Below are 24638 nucleotides of genomic sequence, written 5' to 3' on the forward strand. Positions count from 1 at the left end.
TTCGGAAGAATGAATCGTAAATGGTTATTTTGGATTCCTGTTTTACTATGGATGGGGTTGATTTTCTATTCCTCGGCACAACCATATAAAAAGCAGGATATGCGTTCGGATATTGAACAATATGTAAATGTTGAGTTTGTGAAAGAGCATTTCTCGTGGGTATCTATCGATTATGGTGGTGGTACACCTGTTAGCATTGCAAATAAAGGTGTAGGCGGATTTATTGAGTTTTTCCTTCGTAAAGGTGCTCATTTTATGGTGTTCTTTATGCTCGGTTCATTGACGTATTATGCTTTTCATCGATCGGGTTATTCGAGAAAAAGGTGCTTCCTATACGCTCTTCTATTCGTTGCGGGATATGCAACATTTGATGAAATTCATCAATGGACTACGGGAGATCGTACACCGATGTGGCAAGATTCATTACTGGATACGTGCGGCGGATTAACAGGAATTATAATAAGCAATTGGTTTTGGAGTAGAAAAAGGAGCTAATCTTTTGAGATTAGCTCCTTTTGTTTATCCCGCTTTAATGGGCAGTAAGACCCCCACCTCAAAATTCAGCGAGAGCAAAGAAGTTAGGTGGGGGATCAACTGCCCATAAAAGTCCGATTGGTTCAACTAATAATCAGTGTGGGATGAAGAAAACCCCCACTGATTAAAGTTTCACTTTATACACCAAGCAATTCTTTTAGTTCATCTGTAGATAGTTCGGTCATCCAACTATCGGTTGTAATGACGGCATTGTTTAAGGATTGCTTTCTTTCTAACATTTCATCAATTTTCTCTTCGAGTGTCCCCGTTGTAATAAGTTTATGAACGTGAACGAAGCGTTTTTGACCAATACGATATGCGCGGTCTGTTGCTTGGTTTTCTACAGCTGGATTCCACCAACGGTCGTAGTGAATGACATGGTTGGCAGCGGTTAAGTTTAAGCCAGTTCCACCTGCTTTTAACGATAAGATGAAAATGTCATACGTTCCGTTTTGGAACTGCTCGATCATTTTGTCACGTTCCTTCTTCGGTACACTACCGTTTAAGAAGAGGACGCGCTGACCGAAATGTTCTTCTAACACATTTTTTAGCATGTTCCCCATACCGATGTATTGTGTGAAGATTAAACAACTTTCATTTTGATCTTTTATATTTTCAATTAGTTCCATTAGTGTGCTCGTTTTCATGGAACGTTCGATGATGTCTTTTGGTTCTGTTTCTTTTAAATAAAGAGCAGGATGGTTACAAATTTGTTTAAGTTTGTTCAGCATGAGTAATATAAATCCGCGTCTTTCAATCCCGCTTAATCCTTCTACATTTTGCAATGTATCTTGAACAAGTTGTTCATATAAGGAAGCTTGTTCACCAGTAAGTGGACAGTACGCTTTCTGTTCTTGTTTATCAGGCAAGTTTAATGCGACGGTTTGATCTTTCTTCGTACGACGCAGTAAAAACGGCGAGATAAAACGTTGAACTTGTTGGATTTTTCCTTCGTCACGGTCCTTTTCAATTGGTGAGACGAAGCGGCGCTGGAATTGTCCTAAGCTGCCGAGATATCCATGATTAATGAAGTCAAAAATAGACCAAAGCTCGGCAAGTCGGTTTTCCATCGGTGTACCGGTTAAAGCGATTTTGTGATTTGCTGGCAAGTTTCGTACTGCTTTCGACTGTTTCGTATGTGGGTTTTTAATATTTTGTGCTTCATCCAAAATAACAGCATCCCAGCATAACGTACTAAGTTCTTCTTCATCAAGCTGAGCTAATGCATAAGATGTTAATACAACATCTGCTGATTGAAGGAAGTCTTTAAATGATTCGCCTTTCGCTCGGTTACTTCCATAATGTAACTGAACACGTAAATTTGGTGCGAAACGCTCAAATTCTTTTTGCCAATTTCCAAGAACAGATGTCGGTGCCACGATTAAAGCAGGGCCTGTTTGGAGATTGTTCTCTTTTATATATAGTAAGTAAGTGATCGTTTGAATGCTTTTTCCAAGTCCCATGTCGTCAGCTAATAATGCTCCGAATCCAAGCGTTCTTAAATATAATAACCACTCAATGCCATGTTGTTGATACGGACGGAGTGTTGCGTTTAGTGCAGAAGGGACATCTACTTTTGGAATATCTCCAATGTGCAATAGTTTTTGGAATAGCTCTTCATAATATCCATCTAGCTCGATTTCAATATCGGTAAATGGATTATCTTCTTCTACAATTTCTGTTTCAGCAGTGTTTGATAAATGTTGCTGAAGGACATCTTTCATTTCGAGTCCATATTTATCGGCACGGTTCATAAGCTTTCGTACTTCTTCGATAAAGGCTGGGTCCAGTCTCATCCATTGACCATTTATATTGAATAATCGTTTGTTTTGTTCAACGAGTTCGAAAAATTCGTTTTCTGATAAATCAATGCCGTTCGTTGAAATTCGCCAGTCAAAATTAACGAGTGTATTCATGCCAAAGAAAGATTGCGTTTGCGTGGCATTTTGCTTCAGTTGCACACGTAATTTTGGTTTTGTCGCTTTTAAATTTTGCCACCAGGATGGCAGTAAAATCGTAATACCTGCAGCGAGTAATTCGTTACTTGCTTCTGTTAAGAAGTTCCACGCTTCTGTTTCAAAGAGCTCACTTCGGAATGCATCGCCTTCTTTTAACCACGGTACGAGCTTACTGAATCCTTCTTGTGTTTCAAGAATACGTTCTTCATAATCGTGCCATCGTTTTGGCAAAGAATCGATACTTTCATATACATATATGCGATGTGCCCCGCGCTTTGGTGTAACAATTGTCTCAAGCTTCCACATTTCAAATTCTTCTTGCGGCTCTTGTAGCCGTAGTCCAATTGTAAAGGGAAGGTCATCTTCAATGTAACCGATTTTTCGAAGCCAATCTTCTTCATGTAGTGCTGCATCCAATTGTCTTTTCGTAAAGTCGTAATGTTCATAAAGTCTCTTTGCATCTTCCCATCCATCGTTTGAACGGTTATCTTGTAATATGCTTTCATTTACCGCGGCCGAGAAAAGAGATGCCAATGTGTCATCTTCGATTGGGGTATTTTGCACTTTCCAAGATGGTTGTTTGGGCCAACGCTCCATATCAGGTACGAAGCTACCGCTTGTGAAGGCATCCCATAATTCGTTCGCATCTTTCGTAAGTGCTGTAATAGGGCCATTCATTTGAATATGGGCAAAGGAGTTCATCGGTTTATTAGCGATGTATTCAAATGCTTGTGCGTTTGTTAGCATAACACCTTGTTTTCCTTCAAAGGTTGCTTCCTTTAGAAACGTGCCGTAGAAGGAAGTGGAGTGCCACGTAAATGCATTTCGTTTCCAACTTGTTACGGATAATGGAGTACCGCTGTCATCTTCTCCCCAAAGGAACCAACCTTGACTAACGTGCTGGAGCCTAATTGTTACTTCAGTTTGATTGATCATCGATTAATTTTCCTTTCCGTAATTCCTCTTGTAGTGCACGCAGACGTGAATGTAAGTTTGCGATGTGAATAATGAAAGCATCCCATTCATCAGTGCGCTTTAATCGTTTATATAATGTACGTAATTTCTTTAAGTAACGAACTGCACGTCTATATGATTTGCGGTTTCGCTCTTCAATGGCCTCGGTAGCAGCAAGGTGATAAAGAGGAAGGGCTGCTTCTGGTGCTTCCTTTTCAATATCTTTCAGCGGCTCTTTCAAAAGTTCAATTGCTTCAAACCCATGTAAGAGCTGAAGTTCTGCCCATGTACGATATTGCTTTTTCGCGAGTACGTATTGCTCATAGTTTGCGAAACTATATGGTAGTAGCTCTTGCAAAATCATTTCGAGTCCGGCTTGTTCATTTGTATGGGTTGCATACGTTTCATACATGATGACAAATAAGCGAACGATATCTTTTATGAAAATCGTATTTTCGTGCTCATGTATCGTTTTCTTCACTTGTTTATACGTAAAGGAAAGCCAGTTTTTCGCACGATCCCACTCCATTGTATTTAATAGCTCTTCTAACCAATAGAAGTACAGACTTACAACAGAAGCAGGCTGTTTTTTTAGTAAGTCCATCGCTAATAGGTCTTCGTCATTTAAAAAGAGTAGGTGAGAAGATGCTAATGCTTTGGAAAGTGGATTGATTTTCGTATCTATGCGCTTTTCTTCTTCTTGCAGTTTCTCTTTATTGTGTAAGAGTTCACTCCATATGTGACGATAAATAAAAAATCTTTCTTGCGTATAGGCGTCAGTGGAGAAGAATACTTCGTGAACGAGACGAGCTGTTTCTTGCAAAATTGCTTCAGACTCTGAAGGAATCGCTTCTGATTGTAAGTCCCGAACGATGGATTCCACTTTATCTACAAATAAGCGAACGACGTTAACAGGCTGGTGATAAGAATACGTTTTATTTGCTTCGAAGTCCTGAATTTCTTTTAATAATTTTTGAAAGCAATAAAGCGCTGCGTGTAGCCTGAACAACTCATGTATCGCAACGATACGCGGAGCTTTCCGCTCGAGTTTCGTATAGAAGTCTGTAAAAATACTCATAAGAAAATACATTTGTTTATAAGTAAGCCGAGCTTGTTCTTTTTTAAATGATTCATATTCGTTGTCAAAATACGATTGCCAACTTTTATAATCCGTTTCTTCAAACGCTGATGATTGCAATACTTGTCTTGCAGTTCGAATAGGAGGAAGGGAAGGTTTCGTATTATTTTTAAATAAAGTTAATACATCCCCTACTTGCCCGAAACTAGATGCTGCAGATAGTAAAACAGCGAGCATATGCTCACATTGCGTTGGTGCAAAGCAATCGCAATAGCTTTCAGCGACGTTACGAATCGGGATATGGACGCTATATACGCTGCCTGCAGCATCTACAGTTCCTGATAGCGTATAACCATCAAAGTCAACGTTGTAGACAACACCACTACGATATAGGTGCCGAGCTGTAGCGACATGTTCCTGATCAGCTGTTTGCTGTGGATCTAGTCCTTGAACGAACTCATTCGCAATCATCATAATTTCATCTTTCGTAATTGAGTGTTGCAGCATAATATTCCTCCGTACACATATTTCTTTCCTTTACCATTATAAACAAAAAATGCTCAAAACAGAAAAAATGAAATTTGGATTATCATATTGTAACTGTGAATGGAGATGGAAAGGTGTTTTTCAATATTTTTGAACGGCATCTTTTTTGTAGTTTACTTCTCTTGTCAATCTTTGTCGGTAAATCGATATTTCGTGTCGAACCGTTAATATATTTTTCTCTACTCTTGTTTACGAAGGAGAAATAAAAAGGATATCACTTAGCCGAAAAAATCCGGCGAGGTGATATCCTTTTTTACAATTATGAGCGCGTTTCCTTTAATATCGCTTGCACATATGGATCATGTAATATTTGTTCTATAATTGGTAACATGTTTTGTTCGAATGGAATATCGATAGGAAATGGCTTTTGTGAGCCGGGTTTGATTCCATATTGGATAATTTTGTAATGTGTATTTTCTTCAAAGCTGAGCACAATTAATTTATATCGATTGTCATCGCCAGCGAGTGAAAAGTCAATGGAAGTAGCGTCGTATGTTACTTCATCTTTATATATATACGGTTTTGGTGTACCGATCCAGTCTATTTTTGCTTGTACATTCATGAACATAACCTCCTTATAGTTATTATAAAAAAATAAAAGCCAGCTCTCAACAAAGAGAACCGGCTTTAGCAGTCATTGGTTATTTTAAAATTTTCACTTTAACAGTTTTGCGTCCCCATTTTTGAGCAGCGCTATCTGATCCAAGTAGAATGTCGATACGGTTACCTTTAATTGCACCGCCAGTATCTCCAGCGATAGCTTCTCCGTAACCTTCAACCCATACTTTAGATCCTAATGGAATTACTTTCGGGTCAACAGCGATCATTTTCATGTTTGGGTTCGCTGTTAAGTCATGACCCATTGCAGTTAATACACGGCCACCGTATGTGCCACCGTTTTCGCTCGGGTGAGCTGTATATGCTGTAGCTACAACTGTTAACTCACGACCATTAGAAGGTTCGCTAGTCTCAGCAGCTTTCACAGCAGGCTTAGCAGCTGGTTTTGCTTGTGCTGCAGGTGCTTGCGCTTTAGCTGGTGCTACAGTTTTAGCAGGAGCAGGTTGTTCTTGTTTCTCGATAACAGGTGCTGTACCTGTTAAGAAAGGAACGTGAACATAAGCTGTTTTCCCGTTATATTCAAATTGTAACCACTCATTTTGTACTTGGTTCGTTGTTTCGATCATATCGTCTTTCTTCAACGTTCCAAGAATTTCTGAGTTTGTGTTCGCTTCAGCACGTACGTTTAATACGTTAGCTGTTACGTAGTAGATGCTTTTTGTAAACTCTGTACTTACGAATGCGTCTTTACCATCTAAAGTGATTTTTGACCATCCGTTCTCTGTATTTTGAACATCTATTTTATTCCCGTTTAGTAATTTACCGACAACTTTTGATTCCGTAGTAGGGTTTTCGCGTACATTTAGTACGTCTGTTGTTACAACAGTTTCTGCATTAGCAGATGATGTGAAAATCCCAAGACCAAAAACTGCTGCTGTTGCTATTCCAATTAATTTTTTCATGATAGCCTCCATTGCGTTTGTTTTCGTGTCCTCATTATAGCAACAGATTTTTTCGGATTTCGGGAAAACACACAATTACAAACCATTCGTAATCAGTCGTTAACATCCTGTAATATAACAAAAAATATAGGAAAGCGTTTTTCATTCTATGTGATTAGTAGGTTTCTACTTATATTCAAAATATTTAATACAACATATATTTTTCGGCGTAAATAAAAATATTACAGGAGTGTTACATAATGTTTACTAAACGGTTACATTCCTTGAGTATTTTGCCGTTTTATGGGTAATATAGTTATATAAACATAAACATTTCGTTTGTGAAACTATAAACACGTGCTATATACTAGCAAAAAAACCGCATAATTGTTACAAAAAGAAAGGGTTGCAAGGAAGAAAAATGCCCTTTTTTACATCTGTAACACATCCTTTTTTGGGAAAATACATTCCCATCCGCATTTTTCTCACACAATTTGACAGCAGTATTTCGATCTTATAGCTCTTGCAGAGTGAAAAGGTTATACGGAAGGTAAGGCTGTCCATAAGAATTCGAATTGGTGAAGGTGAAAGTAAGAAAATCACCGTAAAATTATAGTTTTCTATCCGATTTTACATATCGGAATTTATGTTATTTACAAAAGTGAAACCTACGAAGGGGGATTTGATGAGGAAACTGACAAAAACATTCATCGTTTCATTAACATTATGTATTGCATTTACAATTTGGGGGATTATTCCCGAATCTATTATTGGAAAAGGTAGCCTAGGAAATGTGACGACTGCGATTCAAACGGTATTGGTTAGTAAGTTTGGATGGTTCTATATTATTTCTGTTTCTATTATTTTAGGTGTGTCTATCTTTTTAATTGTTTCGAAATACGGTTCTATTCGTTTAGGTAAAGATGATGATGAACCTGATTATAGTTATATGACATGGTTTGCTATGCTATTTAGCGCTGGTATGGGTATTGGTTTAGTTTTCTGGGGCGTTGCCGAACCATTAAACCATTTGTACGCACCTCCGTTTGGAGAAGGTGCAACTGAGGAAAGTGCGCGTCTTGCACTACGTTTTTCATTTTTCCATTGGGGATTACATCCGTGGGGACTATATGCATTTGTAGCGCTGTGTATTGCTTACTTTACTTTTAGAAAAGGAAAAGCAAGTACGATTAGTGCGACAGTAGGTCCGTTATTTAAAGGTGGGGAACATGGACGTATTGCTCATTCATTTGATGTGTTAGCTGTTTTCGCAACTGTGTTTGGTGTTGCAACATCATTAGGTCTTGGTGCGAAACAAATTGCTGGTGGTGTTAGTTATTTAACATCTATCCCGAATTCATTGCCGACACAGTTAGTTATTATTGCAATCGTAACCGTGTTATTTATGTTATCTGCGCAAACAGGTCTTGATAAAGGAATTAAATATTTAAGTAATGCGAATATTATTTTGGCGTTTGCACTTATGATTATTGTATTATTTGCAGGTCCAACAAACTTTATTATGAATTACTTCACTTCAACAATCGGTTCTTATATTCAGGAATTGCCAAGCATGAGCTTCCGTTTAAGTCCATTAGATGAAGGCGGAAATCAATGGGTTCAGTCATGGACAATTTTCTATTGGGCATGGTGGATTGCATGGTCACCATTCGTAGGTACATTTATTGCCCGTGTTTCACGAGGACGTACGATTCGCGAGTTTGTTATCGGTGTGTTACTCGTACCGACTGTAATCGGTGCGCTTTGGTTCTCTGTTTTCGGCGGGACTGGTATTCATATGGAACTGTTTGGTGATGCACATATCTTTGAAAAAATTAAAGAGATGGGAACAGAAGTAGGGTTATTCGCTATGTTTGATCAGATGGGAAGCTTTGGATCGGCTTTATCTGTGCTAGCAATTCTTCTTATTTCTACATTCTTTATTACATCTGCAGATTCTGCGACATTCGTTTTAGGAATGTTAACGACACATGGTAGTTTAAATCCACCAAACCGCATTAAAATGATCTGGGGTATCGTTCTAGCAGCGTTAGCTTCTATCTTATTATATGTAGGGGGATTAGAAGCCTTACAAACGGCAGCTATCATAGCAGCATTCCCATTCGTCTTCGTTATTTTCTTTATGATGGCAGCATTATTTAAAGAGTTACAAAAAGAAGGACGTATGAAGCGTCATTAATAATAGAAGGAAAAGGAGCTGATTATGTATCAGCTCTTTTTTATATAGAAGGAATTTGAACTCCACGTAAGGGAAATAAAATACTTTACTATATAAGTAGTATGCCTTTTATACGAAGATAAATCGATGAATTTCGACAATGTTCGATATCTTGCGGATTCTATTTGTATTTTTGACAAAAAATTGTCGGAAATGTGTTGTCACGTTTATGTATATGTGCTATATTATTTCCTGTAAGCGATTTCAAATAGTTTTAAAGCGCATTCAAGGGGGACATCTAGAATAATGAAACGTTACGAAAGAAAGTGGAAGCATATTTGTTTGAAACGTGTGGCACATCGTAGTGTCCAAGAAAGCACGGAACCTAAGACTGAAACGCGCAAAGAACAGCAAGAGAAGCAATTGGTTCTACAAAAATAGCAATCACTTTTTCGTATATAAATGAAGGTCAATCGTTCGTTGGGGGATGGACGTGAAATTACTTTCAGCTAAGGGGTATTGTCTGATATATATAATTTATACGGCAATAAATCAGCACAGAGCATACGGCGCTCTGTGCTGATTTTTATTTACAAAATAAAAATCAGTGGGAGAACTCCCACTGATTAAAGTTTTACTTTTCTTTTTTGAATCGAACTGTTTTATCCCAGCCAATGACTTGTTTCTTGCTCTTTGCACGTAAGTATAAAATTAAGCTGCGAATGAATAAGTACGTAAAGAGCTGTGCGTACGTAAAGTACATGATAACACTAATAAAAATATTAGTTGGTGTAAAGGTTCGTTCCACACTCTGGGCACTAAATAATTGAGAAACATATGTAATATATGCGACATACCACATAAATAGTAGCGGAATGCTATATTGAATTTGGAATATCCCGAGTAACCCAATTACAAACCAAACGTTCGAAATGATTAAGAATAGCCAAAATACAACATACACTAAAACTTGTTGTAAGGAATGGACGAGAAGTTTTCCTTTAAAGAAACTTAAGGAAGAAAACATTTTTTCTAAAATGTACAAGTTCCCTTGGAGCCAACGTGTACGCTGCTTAATAAGGATTTTTAAATGCTCAGGTTCTTGTTCCCATGTAATTGATTCTGGAACGATCGGTAAGAGATAGCCTTTTTGTGTAATTCGTAATGTTAATTCAGCGTCTTCTGCAATTGCATACGGGTCATAGCCGCCAAGTTCTTCTAATGCAGAGCGACGAAGAAGCATATTTGTTCCTGTTAGTGAACCTGTTTGGAATAGTAACCAACGTCCTGATTGCATAAGGAGCTGGAAGATTTGAAATTCTAATGAAATCATTCGTGTTAGCCAGTTTCTGTTTTCATTTACAGTACGAACGTGACCAACAGCTCCAACAGCATCCTCGGTTGTTTCAGCGTGTTCTACAAGCATTCGCAGTGCATGTGGTTCAGGCTGGTTATCTGCATCATACACACAGAAGTATTCACCATCTGAAATACTAAGACCATAGTTTAATACACGCGATTTCCCTTTTGGTTCACCCGCCGGAACACGAATGTGACGAATATGAGCATAAGCTTTGTCAAAATCGTCACCAATTTCAGGTGTCTCATCTTGAGAGTTATCGTTTAATAAATAAACAGTTAGTTTACCTGGATATTCAATCTTTGCCATCGCCTCTAAGGTATCTTTAATAACGACCCCTTCATTGTGGGCTGGTATTAAAATGTCGACGCTTGGATAATGTTCTAGCGTACGATCCTTTCGTTTACTATTTCGGTGAACTAAACCTGCGAGTGTTAAGAAAGAATAGTAAACAAGTAAGGCAGAGAATAGAAAGGCTGTAAAGATAAGTATATACTTAATCGAAAATGTGATACTAATCCAAAAAACGAGTACGCAAAACAGAAGGAATAAAAGCAGTATAACGAGTGTCATCATAATAACGTCTTTCCTTTGTTCCCAATTTGCTCGCGTGAAATTTGTATATCTTGGATCGCTTCAGCAGCAAGCCATTGCTCCATTTTTGGCTTTAGACGGTTCATTACAATGTCAGCACCGGCTTCATTTGTGTTTTGTAATAAAATAACTAGCTTATTATTATCGTATTCAGCAGCAAGATCAAAGTCATCTCTTATCGTTTCAACTAATAATGAAGCTACACGGTTCATAACACTTTCCTTTGTATATTTACTAAAGGAATTGAAATCAAAGTAAATAATAACACCTGTTTCATTACGACGATTCATTGCAGTGATTAATAATGCTTGTCGTCTTTCGAATTCTTGTCTTGTTAATAATTTTGATTCTCCAATGTATTGTTCTAATATTCTCACACGTTCGGTTAATTCTTTATTTTCATGAATAACCTTCTTTAATAAATGAGTGGAGATATATACGATGAAGAAGTTTGCTGCCATTAGGAAGTGAGTAATAATGTATTCCCATTGTTCTGATGTGCTCCATAAGTAAAGCCATGCTTGGTAGAACAGATAGAATACCGAAGTAATGGTTCCTAATATAAAAAGAACAAATGCGGTTTTATCAGTTAATAATAGAAATAGTACATTAACAATTACATATATAATTGTAAAAATGAGAGCATGCTCATATTGCGTTACATGTACAGTTGTAAAATAAAATAAAATTTGTAAAATCCACATAGAGAGGACTTTATAGAAATTATTTTTCACAAAACTTTCCTCCTTAAAGGTAATTCATGCAAGGATACTTGTAGTATGCGCAATTATTAAGAAATAGACCGGATGACTAGGTTATTTTGGAGAGCAACAACAAGTAGTATCTCTCTTTTGCAAGAAAAAATAAACAGACTTATTAATTATTGTATCATAATGTTCTTATATTTAAGCATAAAGTATTTAATATATACCAAAAAAATATACAACATATAATAAAAAGCCCCCTCTTTAGAAAGAGGAGACTTTGCGTCATTTTATAGGAACATCATACCTGCAACTGCTGCATTTAAGAAGTTTGCTAATGTACCAGCGATAACTGCTTTAATCCCTAACTGTGCAATTTGTTTACGGCGAGTAGGAGCTAACGTTCCTGTTACACCTAATTGAATTGCGATAGAAGAGAAGTTTGCGAATCCACAGATTGCGAATGTTAAAATTAAGTTTGTTTTTGCAGAGAACTCTGCCATGTGTGGTCCTAAGTTTGCATATGCAACGAATTCGTTGATTGCAAGTTTTTGACCGATAAAGCTTGCTGCTTGTACAGCTTCACCAGGAGAAACCCCGATTAAGATTGCAAATGGTGATAGTAAGTAACCAAAGATTAAATCAAGGCTAAGTTTAATATGGAACAGAGAGCCAATTAATCCTAACAGACCATTTAATAAAGCGATTAATGCGATGAAAGCCATTAACATTGCTGCTACGTTAATAACAAGTTGCATACCTTCAGATGCACCACGTGCCGCTGCGTCAATAACGTTTGCATCTTCACGTTCTGTAGAAAGCTCAACGTTATTATCTACTTCTTCTGTTTCTGGCATAATTAGTTTTGCAATTAATAAACTTGATGGAGCTGCCATAATTGCTGCTGCTAATAAGTGTTCTAACGGAATACCCATTGCTGCATAGCCGACAAGAACTGATCCGGCAACAGCTGTCATACCGCTTACCATAATAGTGAAGAATTCACTATTTGTTAAACGTGCTAAGTAAGGTTTAATTAAGATTGGAGCTTCAGTTTGTCCTAAAAATACAGTTGTTACTGAGTTTAAACTTTCTGCTTTAGAAGTTCCAAGAAGTTTACTTAATGCGCCACCAACGACACTAACAAATCTCTGCATAATACCGAAATGATATAAGATTGCAACTAATGAACTAATAAATACGATTGGAAGTAGTGCTTGAATGAAGAAAACAAATCCCCAAGGGCCTTTTGCGTTGACTAAATCCCCAGCAACGAACTTAATTCCCTCGTAAGAAAAATTAATTAATCCTTGAACGCCATCTGCAGCGTATTTTAAACCTGCTTTTCCGGCATCCCATCGTAATACGATAAATGAAAATGACATTTGTAATGCTAGCGCGATTAAAATTGTGCGCCAATTAATAGCTTTGCGGTTGGAAGATAGTAAGAAAGCAATTGCTAATACTCCAATCACGCCGCCAATTCCCCATAAAAGATTCATGCAGTGTATGCTCCTTCCTCATAGTAAAAAAGTGTATAAACCAGTTGTCTATACGTTTACGAATATAACATCTTAAGTAACTTATCATAATGGACATCGGAGGTCAAACGTCTAACGAAAAGTTTAAATAAAAAGAAAATTCTTTAAAAAAACACATATAAAATGATTAAACATGAAATAGGTTATGTTTTTTATGTAAAAATATACATTATGATAACGTTATGGAGTATTTTTGTAGAATATAGTGTATGAAATAGGGAAATAGATACATTATTTTTTTCGGGGATATAGGTGACATATATTAAAAAGAGCCTTCTAGTAATCTAGAAGGCTCTAAAATATAACTTAAGGTGCTTTCGTATAACCTAAGAAGTGCTTACTCCAATAAGAATTGCTTAATGAAGCGATTGCGACACCTTTATCTCCGGCTTGGATAAATGATCCGCCCCCAAGATAAATACCGATGTGAGAAGGTCCTGCTGTATAAGTATTTTGGAAATAAATTAAGTCACCTGGTTGTGGATTTGAAGTTTTCGGTAAGCTATTCCAATATCCTGCAACATTTGTACGGCTCATTTTATGACCAAATTTCTTATATACGTGGTAGATATAACCACTGCAGTCAACACCGTTAGCAGAACTACCGCCCCAAACGTATGGTACGCCTTGCATTGATTTTGCATATGCAAGAATGGCAGAAACATCACCGCTGTTATTACCTGTATTGTTGTTATTGCTTGTATTATTGTTATTTTGATTAGTATTGTTGTTAGGTTTATTATTTACAGCGCCGCCAACTGGTGTTTTTGATAGGAACTGTGTTCCGATGTAACCAGTTTTACCACTGTAGTTAATTTTACTCCATCCAGAGTTTTCAGAGATTACTTGCACCTTCTGTCCTTGTGAAAGTGCTCCTATGATTCTATAATTTGTACCTTCGCCACTACGTACATTTAGTGCAGAAGCATTAATGTAGTAGTCACCAATTGCGCCTTGGTTAGGCTTTTCAGGTTGTTTTGGTTGTTCAGGAGTAGCAGTGCCACCTTTAACGAATTTTACAAACTCGCTACTAACGAAACCTGTTTTTCCTTGATAGTTTACTTTAAACCAACCGTTTTCAGATCCAACTACGTTTAATGTAGTCCCATTTAACACGCCACCAATTACACTATGGTAAGCAGCAGGGCCTGTACGAACGCGTAGAGATGTTGCGTTAACAACGTAAGTACCACCAGTTTGAACGGTTACATTATTATTTTGTTCTTGTTTGTTACCTTGTGTAACGTTGTCGCTAGAACCGCCTTTTGTTACGTAGTCTTTGCTTACGTAAGCAGCTTGTCCAGCGTAATTGATTTTGAACCAATCTTGAACTTCGCCAACAACTTGTACAACTTGTCCTTTTGTAACAGACCCTACAGTTGTGTGAGAAGTGCTAGGACCTGTACGAACACGAAGGGAAGATACATTTACTGTATAGTTTCCGCTTGCTGGTTTTACAGATTCTTGGTTGTTATTATTCGTATTGTTGTTTGAAGAACCTGCATTAGAAGAAACACCAGATACGAATTCGCCACTTACATAGCCAACTTGTCCATTATGGTTGATTTTCACCCAACCATTTTCTTGACCAATTACGTTTAATGCTTGTCCTTCATATACACGTCCTGAAACAGAACTAGAAGTGTTAGGAGCGGTACGTACACGTAATACATCAGCAGTAACTTTATTGTTTCCACCTGTTGTACTTACATTGGAATTGCTTGCACCATTTTTTGATACAAATTCACCGCTAACAAAGCCTGTTTTTCCATTAATGTTAATTTTGAACCAACCATTTTCTTCGCCAATCACGTTTAGTGATTGACCGTTATAAACGCGAGAGATGATGTCGTGAGAAGTACTTGATCCTGCACGAACATGTAATACGCTAGCGTTTACCGTATAAGATGAGCTGTTTGATGCAGAAGCTAGGACAGTTGTAGCAGCTTTTTGTGTATTTTGTTCAGGGGCAGCTTGAACACTATCAAGTGTAGGTGCTGCTCCTCCTGCTACAGACACTGCCGCAAGACCGGCAAGGTATTTTTTCATAATTTGTCGATTCCTTTCTGTCTGTAATGTAGTTAAGAAATATTTACCAACTGTTAAAAATTCTAAAGAGCATGTCGATTACTGTCAAGACTTATGCGGGAATCTGAATATGACAAAAAGATTACAAGAAAAAATCAAGGCATAAATTACACCTTGATTTCCATTTAAATACATATATTGAATGTAGAAAGGTTAGAAATTATTCGTATTTAAGAAGATGACATATTGGATTGTAACAAGCTTTGAGAAAATGACCTTTGTAGCATTTTTGTGATAGGGCCAACTTGACCATCTTGAATTGCAGTTCCATCAAGGTGAGTCATCGGCAAAATTTCAATCGTCGTTCCTGTAAAGAAACATTCATCCGCTTGATAAACATCGCGAATGCTAAACAGTTCTTCTTTTACCGGAATGCGAAGGGTTTTCGCTAAAGAAAGGACATACTGACGAATGATGCCATTTAAAATAAGGTGATTGGCTGGATGTGTGTAGAGAGTTCCGTTTTTTATGAGAAAGAAATTAGAACAGCTTCCCTCAGTTACAGTACCATTTCGTACGAAAAGAGCCTCTTTACAACCTTTACGTTCAGCTTTCGTAGCGGCTAATACATTAGGTAATAAATTTAATGATTTGATATCACAGCGTAGCCAGCGCGTATCTGGTTCTGATATAGCACGTACACCATATTCAATCCATAACGCTGGTCTTTCTTTCTTCGTAATATAGGCATAGATTGTCGGAGGGACGTCATATGAGAATGTGTGGGTACGAGCTTGTACACCGCGAGATACTTGCAAATAAATCGTTCCATCTTCGTAGAAATTATTATTTTCAATTAGTTTGTAAAGTAGGATAATAAGTTCTGCTTTTGAGAAAGGGAGTGATAATTCTATTTCTTCCATGGAGCGATATAGTCTTGTGATATGCGGATCTAATAAGTGAAAGTTTCCTTTATATAGGCGAATAACTTCGTAGACACCATCTCCAAACTGCAAGCCTCTTTCTTCAAGTTCTATGTACGTTTTTTGTTTCGTTGTATCAATAACTGCATCATTCCAAAGTACAAATCTTTCATATGCCAATTTCCGTCCCATCCTTTCGTAAGTGCATAAGTAAAGTGAAGCTTTCATTCGGAATAAAAATCACTATAGTAATTTCTATGTGAGTACTTCTTTACATATGACGTATATGTATTTGTAAATGGTAGAGAAGTAGTAATGATTTACCTCGCTATTTGTGGGCAGTAAAACTCCTGCTAAAAATTCGGCTGGAGCAAAGAAGTGAAGAGGGCGAATAACGGCCCGTAAATGCCCGATTGGTGAGGGCTGATTAAAGTTTCACTTTTACAGCATTTTGTATATACAAATTCGAAAATGAGAAATAAGAATCCTGCTTTTGAATAAAAAAAAGCAACATTCTGATGGAATGCTGCACAAGGAGGGTAGCTATCTTTCATAGGGACATCGTCTTATTGAATGTTTTGTGTATGGAAACAAAACATATTGAAAGACAATTATAAGAAAGTAGAAATAAACGATTCATATATTTCTTTAAGGGATCTTATTACAAATGAGAGATAAGAAATATATAGAACCTTGCTTACATATTTTATTATAGAGATGTTTCGTTAATCCTATGTTAATATTTGGTAAAGGTTATGTAATGTTAAAGTTAATGAATATAAGTGATTGTATGGAGAAATATAAAAAAAAGAGGCTGAGATTACTCAGCGCTCTTCTTTTCTTCTTTAATAGCCGTCTTTACTTCACCAGTTTTGGTCTTATTACTTTCAGAGAAGCGAAGTAAGTCACCTTCAATGATTTTGTCAGACATGTTCAATTCATTTTGGGCACGATCAATGAGTGGTTGAGATTCTTCTTTTGGTAATTGTACAACTTCGCCAGTAGTACGGTCGTAGAATGTACTGTTCGTGTACATGTACTTATCTGTAACGAAGCTACCGTCACGAAGAACAACGAATCCTTTATTATCAGGTGAGAATACATCATGACCGAATTGAACTTGATTCGTAGAATCTACACCAAGTAAGTTTAGAATTGTTGGTTTAATGTCAATTTCACCAGTTGGTTTTGAAATTGTTTTACCTTCTTTTTGACCTGGAACGTGAATAAACATCGGTGTTTTTTGTAAGTTCATATGGTCAAATGCAGTGATTTCTTCTTTTCCTAAGAACTGTGCCATTGCACGGTTATGGTTTTCAGAAATACCGTAGTGATCACCGTAGAATACGATAACTGAGTTGTCGTAAATGCCTTCTGCTTTTAGACGCTCAATAAAGTGTTTCATTGCTTCGTCTAAATAGCGAGCAGTTACCATGTAACGGTCAAATACGCCATCACCAGAATTGTATTCATCGATTAATTTCGTGCTGTCATCATAAGTGAATGGGTAATGGTTTGTTAAAGTAAGGAAGCGAGTATAGAACGGTTGCTTCACTTCTTTTAACATATCGATAGATTGATCGAAGTATTCGATATCTTTTAATCCCCAATTTAATTTTGTTTCTGGCGTAATCTTGTAGTCAAGCTCGTTGTAGTAACGATCATAACCAAGTGCCGGATACATAATGTTACGGTTCCAGAATGTTGCGTTGTTCGCGTGGAATACCGATGTGTGATATCCTTGCTCACGTAAAATTTCTGGTGTTGCTGTATATTCGTTATTACCGTGTGTGAAGAATACAGCACCACGGTCTAGTGGATACATGGAAGTATCTACTAAGAATTCAGCATCAGATGTTTTTCCTTGCCCAGTTTGATGGAAGAAGTTATCAAAGTAATAACTTTCTTTCGTAAATTGGTTTAAGAATGGTGTAACTTCTTGTCCGTTAACTGTTGCACCAATTAAGAATGTTTGTAATGACTCAAGAGAGACAACAATTACGTTTTTCCCTTTTGCAGTACCAAACATATTTGGATCTGGTTTGCTTTGCGTTGTTTTTACGTAGTTCTCTGTTTCCTGTAATTTACTACCGTCAGCAAAAGCTTTTTGTGAACTTGATTTTGCTTGTAAGCCAAGATCATACACTTGGTGTACATATAAACCTAAGTTTTTAACAAGCATAACGCGGTCGAATGAACGTGTTAATAGTTCAGGACGTTCAGCTTCTGCAAGTCCTAAGTTTGCGAAGAAAATAGCAACTGTTGACACGAAGTATAGGGAACGCATTGGGCGTGCTACACGTTCTGTCGGTGCAAAATTCTTCATCTTCTTCAATAAAATGAAGAATACAATAATATCAGCAAATGCAAGGATAATTTTGTAGTTAAACAATTCTTTCACACTAGAACCTAAACTTCCAAAGTTAGATGTTTGTCCTAGTACTGGTAAAGTAACGAAGTCATTGTAGAATCCGTAGAACATTACGTTACCAACAAGAACGATTGTTAAAACAAAATTAATTCCAAGTGCTATATAGTTACGTTTTTTCCCTTTTGCAAATAATGCAAGACCAACAAGCAGTAATGATGCTGCTAATGGGCTAAGGAATAAAATGAATTCTTGCATGAAAGATTCAAGTTTTAAATCAAAGCTTGTGCGTGTAATAAGATACGTCTTCAGCCATAAAGCTAAAGCTACGAATACAGTGAAACGCACATTTTGAAATTGTGATTTCAAGGTTTCTTTCATTCATTTCCACCCTTTCTCTATCAGGCTTGGTCGATTTTGGAGCGAAAAATGCTAAAATAAAAAATACATAGTTTTCTTGGCCATAATTAGAGGTTCTATATTCACCCATATACGACTATAACTATGCATACCCTTTTGGTTTCTTGTGCTGCTCATAAGCATAACGTCATTTCTGTATTATACAACAAAATTCATTTCTGAGAAACACTATAACATTTTACATTTTTTGTATGAGATTTGTCACTACCAGAGAAAACTTTAACATTCGTTTATATGTCCGTCAACTAGAAAATATAACAAAGGTAGAGCAGAATGTTCAGTGAAAGTGAAAATTTTCTTGTTGAGAAATAAGAAATGACAATGGGTGAGTGGTTATCTAGAAACCTATTATATGAAGGGAAGTATGTAAAAATTAACGAACACTTGTTCTTTTTTCGTTTGTTTGTTACAATGAAAGTTCATTGATAGATTATGTGTAATTTTGATGAACTTTTACTGATAACATATTGTAGCTTATTTCTTTAAAAAAATAGGGAGGCTTTTACATGGAACAAAAATTTTCAGTTGAAGCGTTTTGGAAGAAAGCAAAACATGTTTCAAAGCAAGCGGGACAGTCGGTCATTTATGCAAGTCTATTATTGTTTTATGTTTTGCAAAGACCTGATGTTCCAAAGCGAGTGAAAATTATTGTGATTGGAGCACTTGCTTATTTTATTGCACCAATTGATGCCATCCCAGATTTCATTGCTGGAGTTGGTTATACAGATGATTTAGGGGCGTTAATGGCTGCTCTATTACAAGCGTCGTTATACGTCAATGAAGAGGTGAAAGATAAGGCACGAGTGAAGTTGGCAGAATGGTTTGGTTCGGATATAGACACATCCTTTATCGATCAGAAATTAGATCAATAGGTGAGAACTGTCATATGGTGACAGGGCGAACGTAAGCGAGGAAGTGCATTATGCCATCAGGAAGAACGCATACGAAAATAAACTTAATATCCCTTCCGGTTGTTTTGTTTATGCTCTTTTCGTATGGATTAACAAACTTGGATTTTTTATTAACTTTTGCAATTGGCTTTTTAGTAGGTACTTCATTTTTAACGCCGGATTTAGATACATATAGTAATGCGTATAATAAATGGGGGTTCCTACGTATATTTTGGTATCCGTATAAGAAGGTCATGCCGCATCGATCCTTCTTTACACATACAATTATACTTGGTGATGTGATTCGTATTGCATACATGTTAATTGTGTTTTCTCCGTTTTTATTCCTATTAAATGTAATCGCGCTTGATGGGAATTTAATAGAAATTGCGAAGGAACATGAAGTTGAAATTGTAACGTTCATAATGGGAATTGTTGTGGCAAGTACGCTTCACATTATAGCGGATAAAGTGAATACGCGCCGCAAGAAAATGATGAGAAAAAAGAAGAGACGCAGAAGATAAAAAAACCGTCCCAAAAGGTATTTTGGGACGGTTTTTTTCTTATTAAAAGATTGTCGTATCGCCGATAAAACTTCATTTATTATGATGCGTACTGTTTTAATCAAACGTTTGTTTAAACTTAAGCTTTCAGCACTTTAATACCTTTTACGATGTTCCAAATGAAGTAGTATAAGCTAATAATGCCGCAAATACATAAGACAATCATTGCTCCAATGCCAAGTGTTACGTCTGGTTGATTCGATCCGATACCCATAATTCCTAGAATAATAAATCCAATAAATGCCGCGATGGTTGGAATGATGTGTGTCCATAGAGCGCGTTTTGCGTGCGGTTTCGTTTCAGAATCGCCCACAATCCACACAATGATAGGGAATAAGATAGGGGCAAATAATACACTAAAGTATGATAAAGCTGCTAATATTTTGTTTCCATTCATATATATCACCTCATAAATAATATCCGTTGTTATACCTTTATTATGCAGGAAATGTAGCGAGCTTCCTATCGATGAACATTACAAGAACGTGACGTTTTTGTAAGATTTCCATGATAAATAATAAAATTTTCAAAAAAATCTTTTTTAGTGGAAAGTGTTGTGATAAAATTAATGAAAACGTTTTCTTTGGCGTTTTTTTATTTTTAGGCTTAAAGGTATGATGACCTGATAGTCTATTGATGAGGTTATTCTATTTAAAAGGGGATTCTTTAGGGGGAGAGAACAATGAACACATGGACACAAGTTTATGATCCGTTCGGAAACATTTGGATTTCGGCAGTGGTCGCACTTATTCCGATTATCTTTTTTTTCTTAGCTTTAGCAGTTTTCCGCATGAAGGGGTATGTGGCAGGATTTATTACAGTTGTACTTACAATTTTAGCTGCATTATTCGCTTATAAGATGCCGTTCACGATGGCGATGGCAGCGACGGGATATGGTTTCTTATACGGACTATGGCCAATTGCTTGGATTATCATTATGTCGGTATTTTTATATAAAATATCTGTGAAAACAGGTCAATTCGATGTGATTCGTGCATCTGTATTATCCATTACGAATGACCATCGTTTACTCGTTATTTTAATCGGTTTTTCATTTGGAGCATTTTTGGAAGGGGCAGCAGGATTTGGTGCACCAGTAGCGATTACCGCAGCGCTTCTTGCAGGTCTTGGGTTAAATCCTTTATATGCAGCGGGTCTTTGTTTAATCGCAAATACGGCACCCGTAGCGTTCGGAGCGATGGGAATTCCGATTACAGTTGCTGGACAAGTAACAGGTATTGATCCGCATAAAATTGGACAAATGGCTGGGCATCAATTACCGTTCTTATCATTATTTGTTCCGTTCTTTATCGTATTTTTAATGGATGGATTTAAAGGGGTAAGACAAACATGGCCTGCTCTATTTGTAGCAGGTAGCTCATTTGCAATTACGCAGTTCATTACAGCGACATTCTTAGGACCAGAACTTCCGGATATTACGTCAGCACTAGTAAGTTTAGTGAGTTTATCGCTATTCTTAAAAGTTTGGCAGCCGAAAGAAATTTATCAGTCTAAACAAGCAAATAGTGAAGTAGCTGCGACAACGACGGCAACATCTATGCCAAAACTAACGGTAGGAAAAGTAGTAAAAGCATGGTCTCCATTCATTATTTTAACTGTGATGGTAGTCATTTGGAGCCAAAGTTTCTTTAAAGCGTTATTTGCTCCAGGCGGTGCTTTGGAAAGCCTTGTGTTTAAGTTTGAAGTTCCAGGCTTACACAATTTAGTAATGAAAGCAGAGCCAATTGTAAATAAACCGACGCCTTATGAAGCAATCTTGAAATTAGATATTTTATCAGCGACGGGAACAGCAATTTTAATTGCTTGTATCATTTCTATCTTTATTTTGAAAATGAGTGCAAAAGATGCAGTAGTAACATTTAAAGAAACGTTAAATGAGCTTAAGATGCCAATTCTATCTATCGGATTCGTATTAGGATTTGCGTTTATCGCAAACTATTCTGGTCTATCTTCTACATTAGCATTAGCACTTGCAGGAACTGGCGGACTATTCCCGTTCTTCTCACCATTCCTAGGCTGGATCGGTGTATTTTTAACAGGATCCGATACGTCAGCGAATGCACTGTTCTCGAATTTACAAGCGATTACAGCGCAGCAAGTCGGTGTATCTGAAGTACTTCTCGTTGCAGCAAATACAACGGGCGGTGTAACAGGAAAAATGATTTCTCCGCAATCGATTGCAATTGCTTGTGCGGCAGTTGGACTTGCTGGAAAAGAATCAGATTTATTCCGCTTTACAGTGAAGCATAGTTTATTCTTCGTAATTATTGTTGGTATTATGACGTATGTACAGGCATATTATTTAACGTGGATGATTCCATAAACAACAAAAGAAATAAAGTTTGCATTTTTCAGATTATAGTGTATGATGGGAAAGTATTGAAAATTAAATCAGTGATAAACTAGGGGTGCCTAACGTATGCGTAGGCTGAGAGAGAAGCGTGTGAACTTCTTAACCCTTTGGACCTGATCTGGCTCGTACCAGCGTAGGGAAGTTAACGGCTTTACATAATGATGTCTTTATGAGCCAGGTCCTTATTTTTTTATGGACCTGGCTCTTTTTATTTTGGCATACGCTGGCCATATCTCGTCCTTGTCACGTACAGGGGGGCAACAAAGGTTATGAAACAGCCTGTTTCAGCTGAGCAAATTGAATTGAAATCGAGTTTACCAGGAAGTAAGAAAGTGTATGTGGATGGACCATGCGCGGGTATGAAAGTGCCGATGCGTGAGATTGAACAAAGCGAAACGAACGGTATTCCGAATCCGCCAATTCGTGTATATGATACGAGCGGTCCTTATACTGATCCTGCGTATAAGGTGGAACTGGAAAAGGGATTGCAGGCGCCGCGCCACTCTTGGATCCTGGAGCGCGGAGATGTAGAAGCATACGAAGGGCGCGAAGTGAAACCAGAGGATGACGGTGTGAAAGTGGCTTTGAAACATACGCCTGTTTTCCCGCAAATGGATCGTCAGCCGCTTAGAGCAAAGCAAGGGGCAAACGTTACGCAAATGCATTATGCGCGTAATGGCATCATTACGTCTGAGATGGAATATGTTGCGATTCGTGAAGGAGTAGAGCCTGAGTTTGTTCGTAAGGAAATCGCGGAAGGTCGTGCCATTTTACCGGCGAATATTAACCATCCGGAAGCAGAACCGATGATTATCGGCCGTAACTTTCACGTGAAGGTCAATGCAAATATCGGAAACTCTGCTGTATCTTCTTCAATTGCAGAAGAAGTAGAGAAGATGACGTGGGCAACGCGCTGGGGTGCGGATACGATTATGGATTTATCTACAGGTAAAAATATTCATACGACGCGTGAGTGGATTATTCGTAACGCGCCTGTACCAGTTGGGACTGTACCGATCTATCAAGCGCTGGAAAAAGTAAACGGAATTGCAGAAGATTTAACGTGGGAAGTGTATCGTGATACGTTAATTGAGCAAGCTGAGCAAGGTGTTGATTACTTTACGATTCACGCGGGCGTATTACTTCGTTACATTCCGATTACTGCAAAGCGTACAACAGGTATCGTTTCACGTGGTGGTTCAATTATGGCACAGTGGTGTTTATTCCATCATAAAGAAAACTTCTTATACACTCATTTTGAAGAGATATGTGAAATTATGAAGCAGTACGACGTTTCGTTCTCTCTTGGAGATGGATTACGTCCAGGTTCGATTGCAGATGCAAATGACGAAGCACAGTTTTCTGAGCTTGAAACACTTGGTGAATTAACGAAGATTGCTTGGAAACATGATGTGCAAGTGATGATTGAAGGACCTGGGCATGTACCGATGCATTTAATTAAAGAGAATATGGAGAAAGAGCTTGATATTTGTCAGGGTGCGCCGTTCTATACACTTGGGCCGTTAACGACAGATATTGCACCAGGTTATGACCATATTACATCGGCAATTGGAGCGGCGATGATTGGCTGGTTCGGAACGGCGATGCTTTGTTATGTAACGCCGAAAGAACATTTAGGTTTGCCGAATAAAGATGATGTTCGCACGGGGGTTATTACGTACAAAATTGCTGCACATGCAGCTGATCTTGCGAAAGGGCACAAAACGGCTCATCAGCGTGATGATGCACTTTCAAAAGCTCGCTTTGAATTCCGTTGGCGCGATCAATTTAATTTATCTTTAGACCCTGAACGTGCGATGGAATATCACGATGAAACATTGCCAGCAGAAGGCGCGAAAACGGCTCATTTCTGTTCAATGTGTGGACCGAAGTTTTGTAGTATGAGAATTTCAAATGATATTCGTGAATATGCGAAAGACAATGATTTAGAAACGACAGAAGCAATTGAAAAAGGGATGAAAGAGAAAGCGAAAGAATTTAAAGACACTGGTAGTCATTTATACCAATAATACGTTACACCTCTTTACTTGATTGATCACACTGTAGTACCTAACTTAAATATAGAAGAAGCCCCCTTTGCTAAGACGGTAGCAAAGGGGGCTTC

Annotated in this window: 17 protein-coding genes and 1 riboswitch; of the genes, 6 read left to right on the plus strand and 11 right to left on the minus strand. The window is 37.6% G+C overall.

What is annotated here, in order from left to right; genetic code table 11:
* The first annotated feature begins 9 nt into the window (after nt 1-9).
* Nucleotides 10-495 carry a VanZ family protein gene (locus AC1Q8N_RS19865; protein WP_048542591.1) on the plus strand — a complete coding sequence of 162 codons (486 nt, stop codon included), beginning with the start codon at nt 10-12 and terminating at the stop codon, nt 493-495.
* Between the two features lie 176 nt (nt 496-671).
* Here the strand turns inward: AC1Q8N_RS19865 and AC1Q8N_RS19870 are convergent, their stop codons facing one another.
* The 4 genes from AC1Q8N_RS19870 to AC1Q8N_RS19885 all read right to left on the minus strand — a co-directional run bounded on the left by AC1Q8N_RS19870 (nt 672) and on the right by AC1Q8N_RS19885 (nt 6590).
* Nucleotides 672-3428 carry a DEAD/DEAH box helicase gene (locus AC1Q8N_RS19870; protein WP_048542590.1) on the minus strand — a complete coding sequence of 919 codons (2757 nt, stop codon included), beginning with the start codon at nt 3426-3428 and terminating at the stop codon, nt 672-674.
* A complete protein-coding gene (locus tag AC1Q8N_RS19875) occupies nt 3412-5031 on the minus strand; it encodes an SWIM zinc finger family protein (protein WP_493521343.1) in 1620 nt (539 codons plus the stop codon). Before AC1Q8N_RS19875 ends, AC1Q8N_RS19870 begins: the two co-directional genes overlap by 17 nt.
* 298 nt (nt 5032-5329) lie before the next feature.
* A complete protein-coding gene (locus tag AC1Q8N_RS19880) occupies nt 5330-5632 on the minus strand; it encodes a DUF3910 family protein (RefSeq protein WP_098076503.1) in 303 nt (100 codons plus the stop codon).
* A gap of 79 nt (nt 5633-5711) precedes the next feature.
* On the minus strand, nt 5712-6590 hold the full coding sequence (locus AC1Q8N_RS19885) for a cell wall-binding protein EntA (protein WP_000733337.1): 879 nt from the start codon (nt 6588-6590) through the stop codon (nt 5712-5714).
* A 664-nt stretch (nt 6591-7254) separates the two neighbouring features.
* Here AC1Q8N_RS19885 and opuD point away from each other — a divergent pair.
* Nucleotides 7255-8769 (plus strand): glycine betaine transporter OpuD, encoded by a 1515-nt coding sequence (gene opuD, locus AC1Q8N_RS19890; protein WP_048542583.1) that lies wholly within the window; start codon nt 7255-7257, stop codon nt 8767-8769.
* 613 nt (nt 8770-9382) lie between these two features.
* Here opuD and AC1Q8N_RS19895 read toward each other — a convergent pair.
* The 6 genes from AC1Q8N_RS19895 to AC1Q8N_RS19920 all read right to left on the minus strand — a co-directional run bounded on the left by AC1Q8N_RS19895 (nt 9383) and on the right by AC1Q8N_RS19920 (nt 18647).
* Nucleotides 9383-10684: a glycosyltransferase family 2 protein gene (locus AC1Q8N_RS19895; protein WP_000988744.1), complete on the minus strand. Its 1302-nt coding sequence runs from the start codon at nt 10682-10684 to the stop codon at nt 9383-9385.
* Nucleotides 10681-11436 carry a GGDEF domain-containing protein gene (locus AC1Q8N_RS19900; protein WP_000794329.1) on the minus strand — a complete coding sequence of 252 codons (756 nt, stop codon included), beginning with the start codon at nt 11434-11436 and terminating at the stop codon, nt 10681-10683. The genes AC1Q8N_RS19895 and AC1Q8N_RS19900 overlap by 4 nt, the downstream gene beginning before the upstream one ends.
* Nucleotides 11437-11696: 260 nt before the next feature.
* A complete protein-coding gene (locus AC1Q8N_RS19905; RefSeq protein ID WP_098076500.1) occupies nt 11697-12908 on the minus strand; it encodes a NupC/NupG family nucleoside CNT transporter in 1212 nt (403 codons plus the stop codon).
* A gap of 345 nt (nt 12909-13253) precedes the next feature.
* Nucleotides 13254-14996, minus strand: a complete 1743-nt coding sequence (locus tag AC1Q8N_RS19910; protein ID WP_048542576.1) for a C40 family peptidase — start codon at nt 14994-14996, stop codon at nt 13254-13256.
* 209 nt (nt 14997-15205) lie between these two features.
* The gene (locus AC1Q8N_RS19915) at nt 15206-16090 is read right to left on the minus strand and encodes a D-amino-acid transaminase (protein WP_002008975.1); all 885 of its coding nucleotides are present in this window, start codon (nt 16088-16090) and stop codon (nt 15206-15208) included.
* A gap of 628 nt (nt 16091-16718) precedes the next feature.
* The gene (locus tag AC1Q8N_RS19920) at nt 16719-18647 is read right to left on the minus strand and encodes an LTA synthase family protein (RefSeq protein WP_048542574.1); all 1929 of its coding nucleotides are present in this window, start codon (nt 18645-18647) and stop codon (nt 16719-16721) included.
* 545 nt (nt 18648-19192) lie between these two features.
* Between AC1Q8N_RS19920 and AC1Q8N_RS19925 the strand changes: the two genes are divergently transcribed.
* A complete protein-coding gene (locus AC1Q8N_RS19925; protein WP_098643164.1) occupies nt 19193-19558 on the plus strand; it encodes a YkvA family protein in 366 nt (121 codons plus the stop codon).
* Between the two features lie 50 nt (nt 19559-19608).
* Nucleotides 19609-20100, plus strand: a complete 492-nt coding sequence (locus AC1Q8N_RS19930) for a metal-binding protein (RefSeq protein ID WP_098643163.1) — start codon at nt 19609-19611, stop codon at nt 20098-20100.
* Between the two features lie 118 nt (nt 20101-20218).
* Here the strand turns inward: AC1Q8N_RS19930 and AC1Q8N_RS19935 are convergent, their stop codons facing one another.
* Complete coding sequence (locus AC1Q8N_RS19935) at nt 20219-20536, minus strand: magnetosome magnetite crystal formation protein family (RefSeq protein WP_098049196.1); 318 nt, start codon at nt 20534-20536, stop codon at nt 20219-20221.
* A 285-nt stretch (nt 20537-20821) separates the two neighbouring features.
* Here AC1Q8N_RS19935 and lldP point away from each other — a divergent pair, with 285 nt between their 5' ends.
* Together lldP and thiC are read left to right on the plus strand one after the other, a co-directional pair.
* Nucleotides 20822-22483, plus strand: coding sequence for an L-lactate permease (lldP, locus tag AC1Q8N_RS19940; RefSeq protein WP_493521344.1), 1662 nt, complete (start codon nt 20822-20824; stop codon nt 22481-22483).
* Between the two features lie 71 nt (nt 22484-22554).
* A riboswitch (TPP riboswitch) is annotated at nt 22555-22670 on the plus strand.
* A gap of 112 nt (nt 22671-22782) precedes the next feature.
* Entirely contained in the window at nt 22783-24543 is a 1761-nt protein-coding gene (thiC, locus tag AC1Q8N_RS19945) for a phosphomethylpyrimidine synthase ThiC (RefSeq protein ID WP_493521345.1), read from the plus strand.
* Nucleotides 24544-24638: the final 95 nt, after the last annotated feature.

The sequence above is a fragment of the Bacillus sp. GW823-FHT06B01 genome, assembly GCF_058952315.1.

Excerpts from the sequence above, each read along its gene's own strand:
- AC1Q8N_RS19935 (WP_098049196.1), bottom strand. The coding sequence starts at position 20,536 with ATGAATGGAAACAAAATATTAGCAGCTTTATCATACTTTAGTGTATTA.
- AC1Q8N_RS19880 (WP_098076503.1), bottom strand. The coding sequence starts at position 5,632 with ATGAATGTACAAGCAAAAATAGACTGGATCGGTACACCAAAACCGTAT.
- AC1Q8N_RS19930 (WP_098643163.1), top strand. The coding sequence starts at position 19,609 with ATGCCATCAGGAAGAACGCATACGAAAATAAACTTAATATCCCTTCCG.
- AC1Q8N_RS19885 (WP_000733337.1), bottom strand. The coding sequence starts at position 6,590 with ATGAAAAAATTAATTGGAATAGCAACAGCAGCAGTTTTTGGTCTTGGG.
- AC1Q8N_RS19920 (WP_048542574.1), bottom strand. The coding sequence starts at position 18,647 with ATGAAAGAAACCTTGAAATCACAATTTCAAAATGTGCGTTTCACTGTA.
- AC1Q8N_RS19895 (WP_000988744.1), bottom strand. The coding sequence starts at position 10,684 with ATGATGACACTCGTTATACTGCTTTTATTCCTTCTGTTTTGCGTACTC.
- AC1Q8N_RS19910 (WP_048542576.1), bottom strand. The coding sequence starts at position 14,996 with ATGAAAAAATACCTTGCCGGTCTTGCGGCAGTGTCTGTAGCAGGAGGA.
- AC1Q8N_RS19875 (WP_493521343.1), bottom strand. The coding sequence starts at position 5,031 with ATGCTGCAACACTCAATTACGAAAGATGAAATTATGATGATTGCGAAT.
- AC1Q8N_RS19925 (WP_098643164.1), top strand. The coding sequence starts at position 19,193 with ATGGAACAAAAATTTTCAGTTGAAGCGTTTTGGAAGAAAGCAAAACAT.
- lldP (WP_493521344.1), top strand. The coding sequence starts at position 20,822 with ATGAACACATGGACACAAGTTTATGATCCGTTCGGAAACATTTGGATT.
- AC1Q8N_RS19915 (WP_002008975.1), bottom strand. The coding sequence starts at position 16,090 with ATGGGACGGAAATTGGCATATGAAAGATTTGTACTTTGGAATGATGCA.
- AC1Q8N_RS19905 (WP_098076500.1), bottom strand. The coding sequence starts at position 12,908 with ATGAATCTTTTATGGGGAATTGGCGGCGTGATTGGAGTATTAGCAATT.
- thiC (WP_493521345.1), top strand. The coding sequence starts at position 22,783 with ATGAAACAGCCTGTTTCAGCTGAGCAAATTGAATTGAAATCGAGTTTA.
- opuD (WP_048542583.1), top strand. The coding sequence starts at position 7,255 with ATGAGGAAACTGACAAAAACATTCATCGTTTCATTAACATTATGTATT.
- AC1Q8N_RS19870 (WP_048542590.1), bottom strand. The coding sequence starts at position 3,428 with ATGATCAATCAAACTGAAGTAACAATTAGGCTCCAGCACGTTAGTCAA.
- AC1Q8N_RS19865 (WP_048542591.1), top strand. The coding sequence starts at position 10 with ATGAATCGTAAATGGTTATTTTGGATTCCTGTTTTACTATGGATGGGG.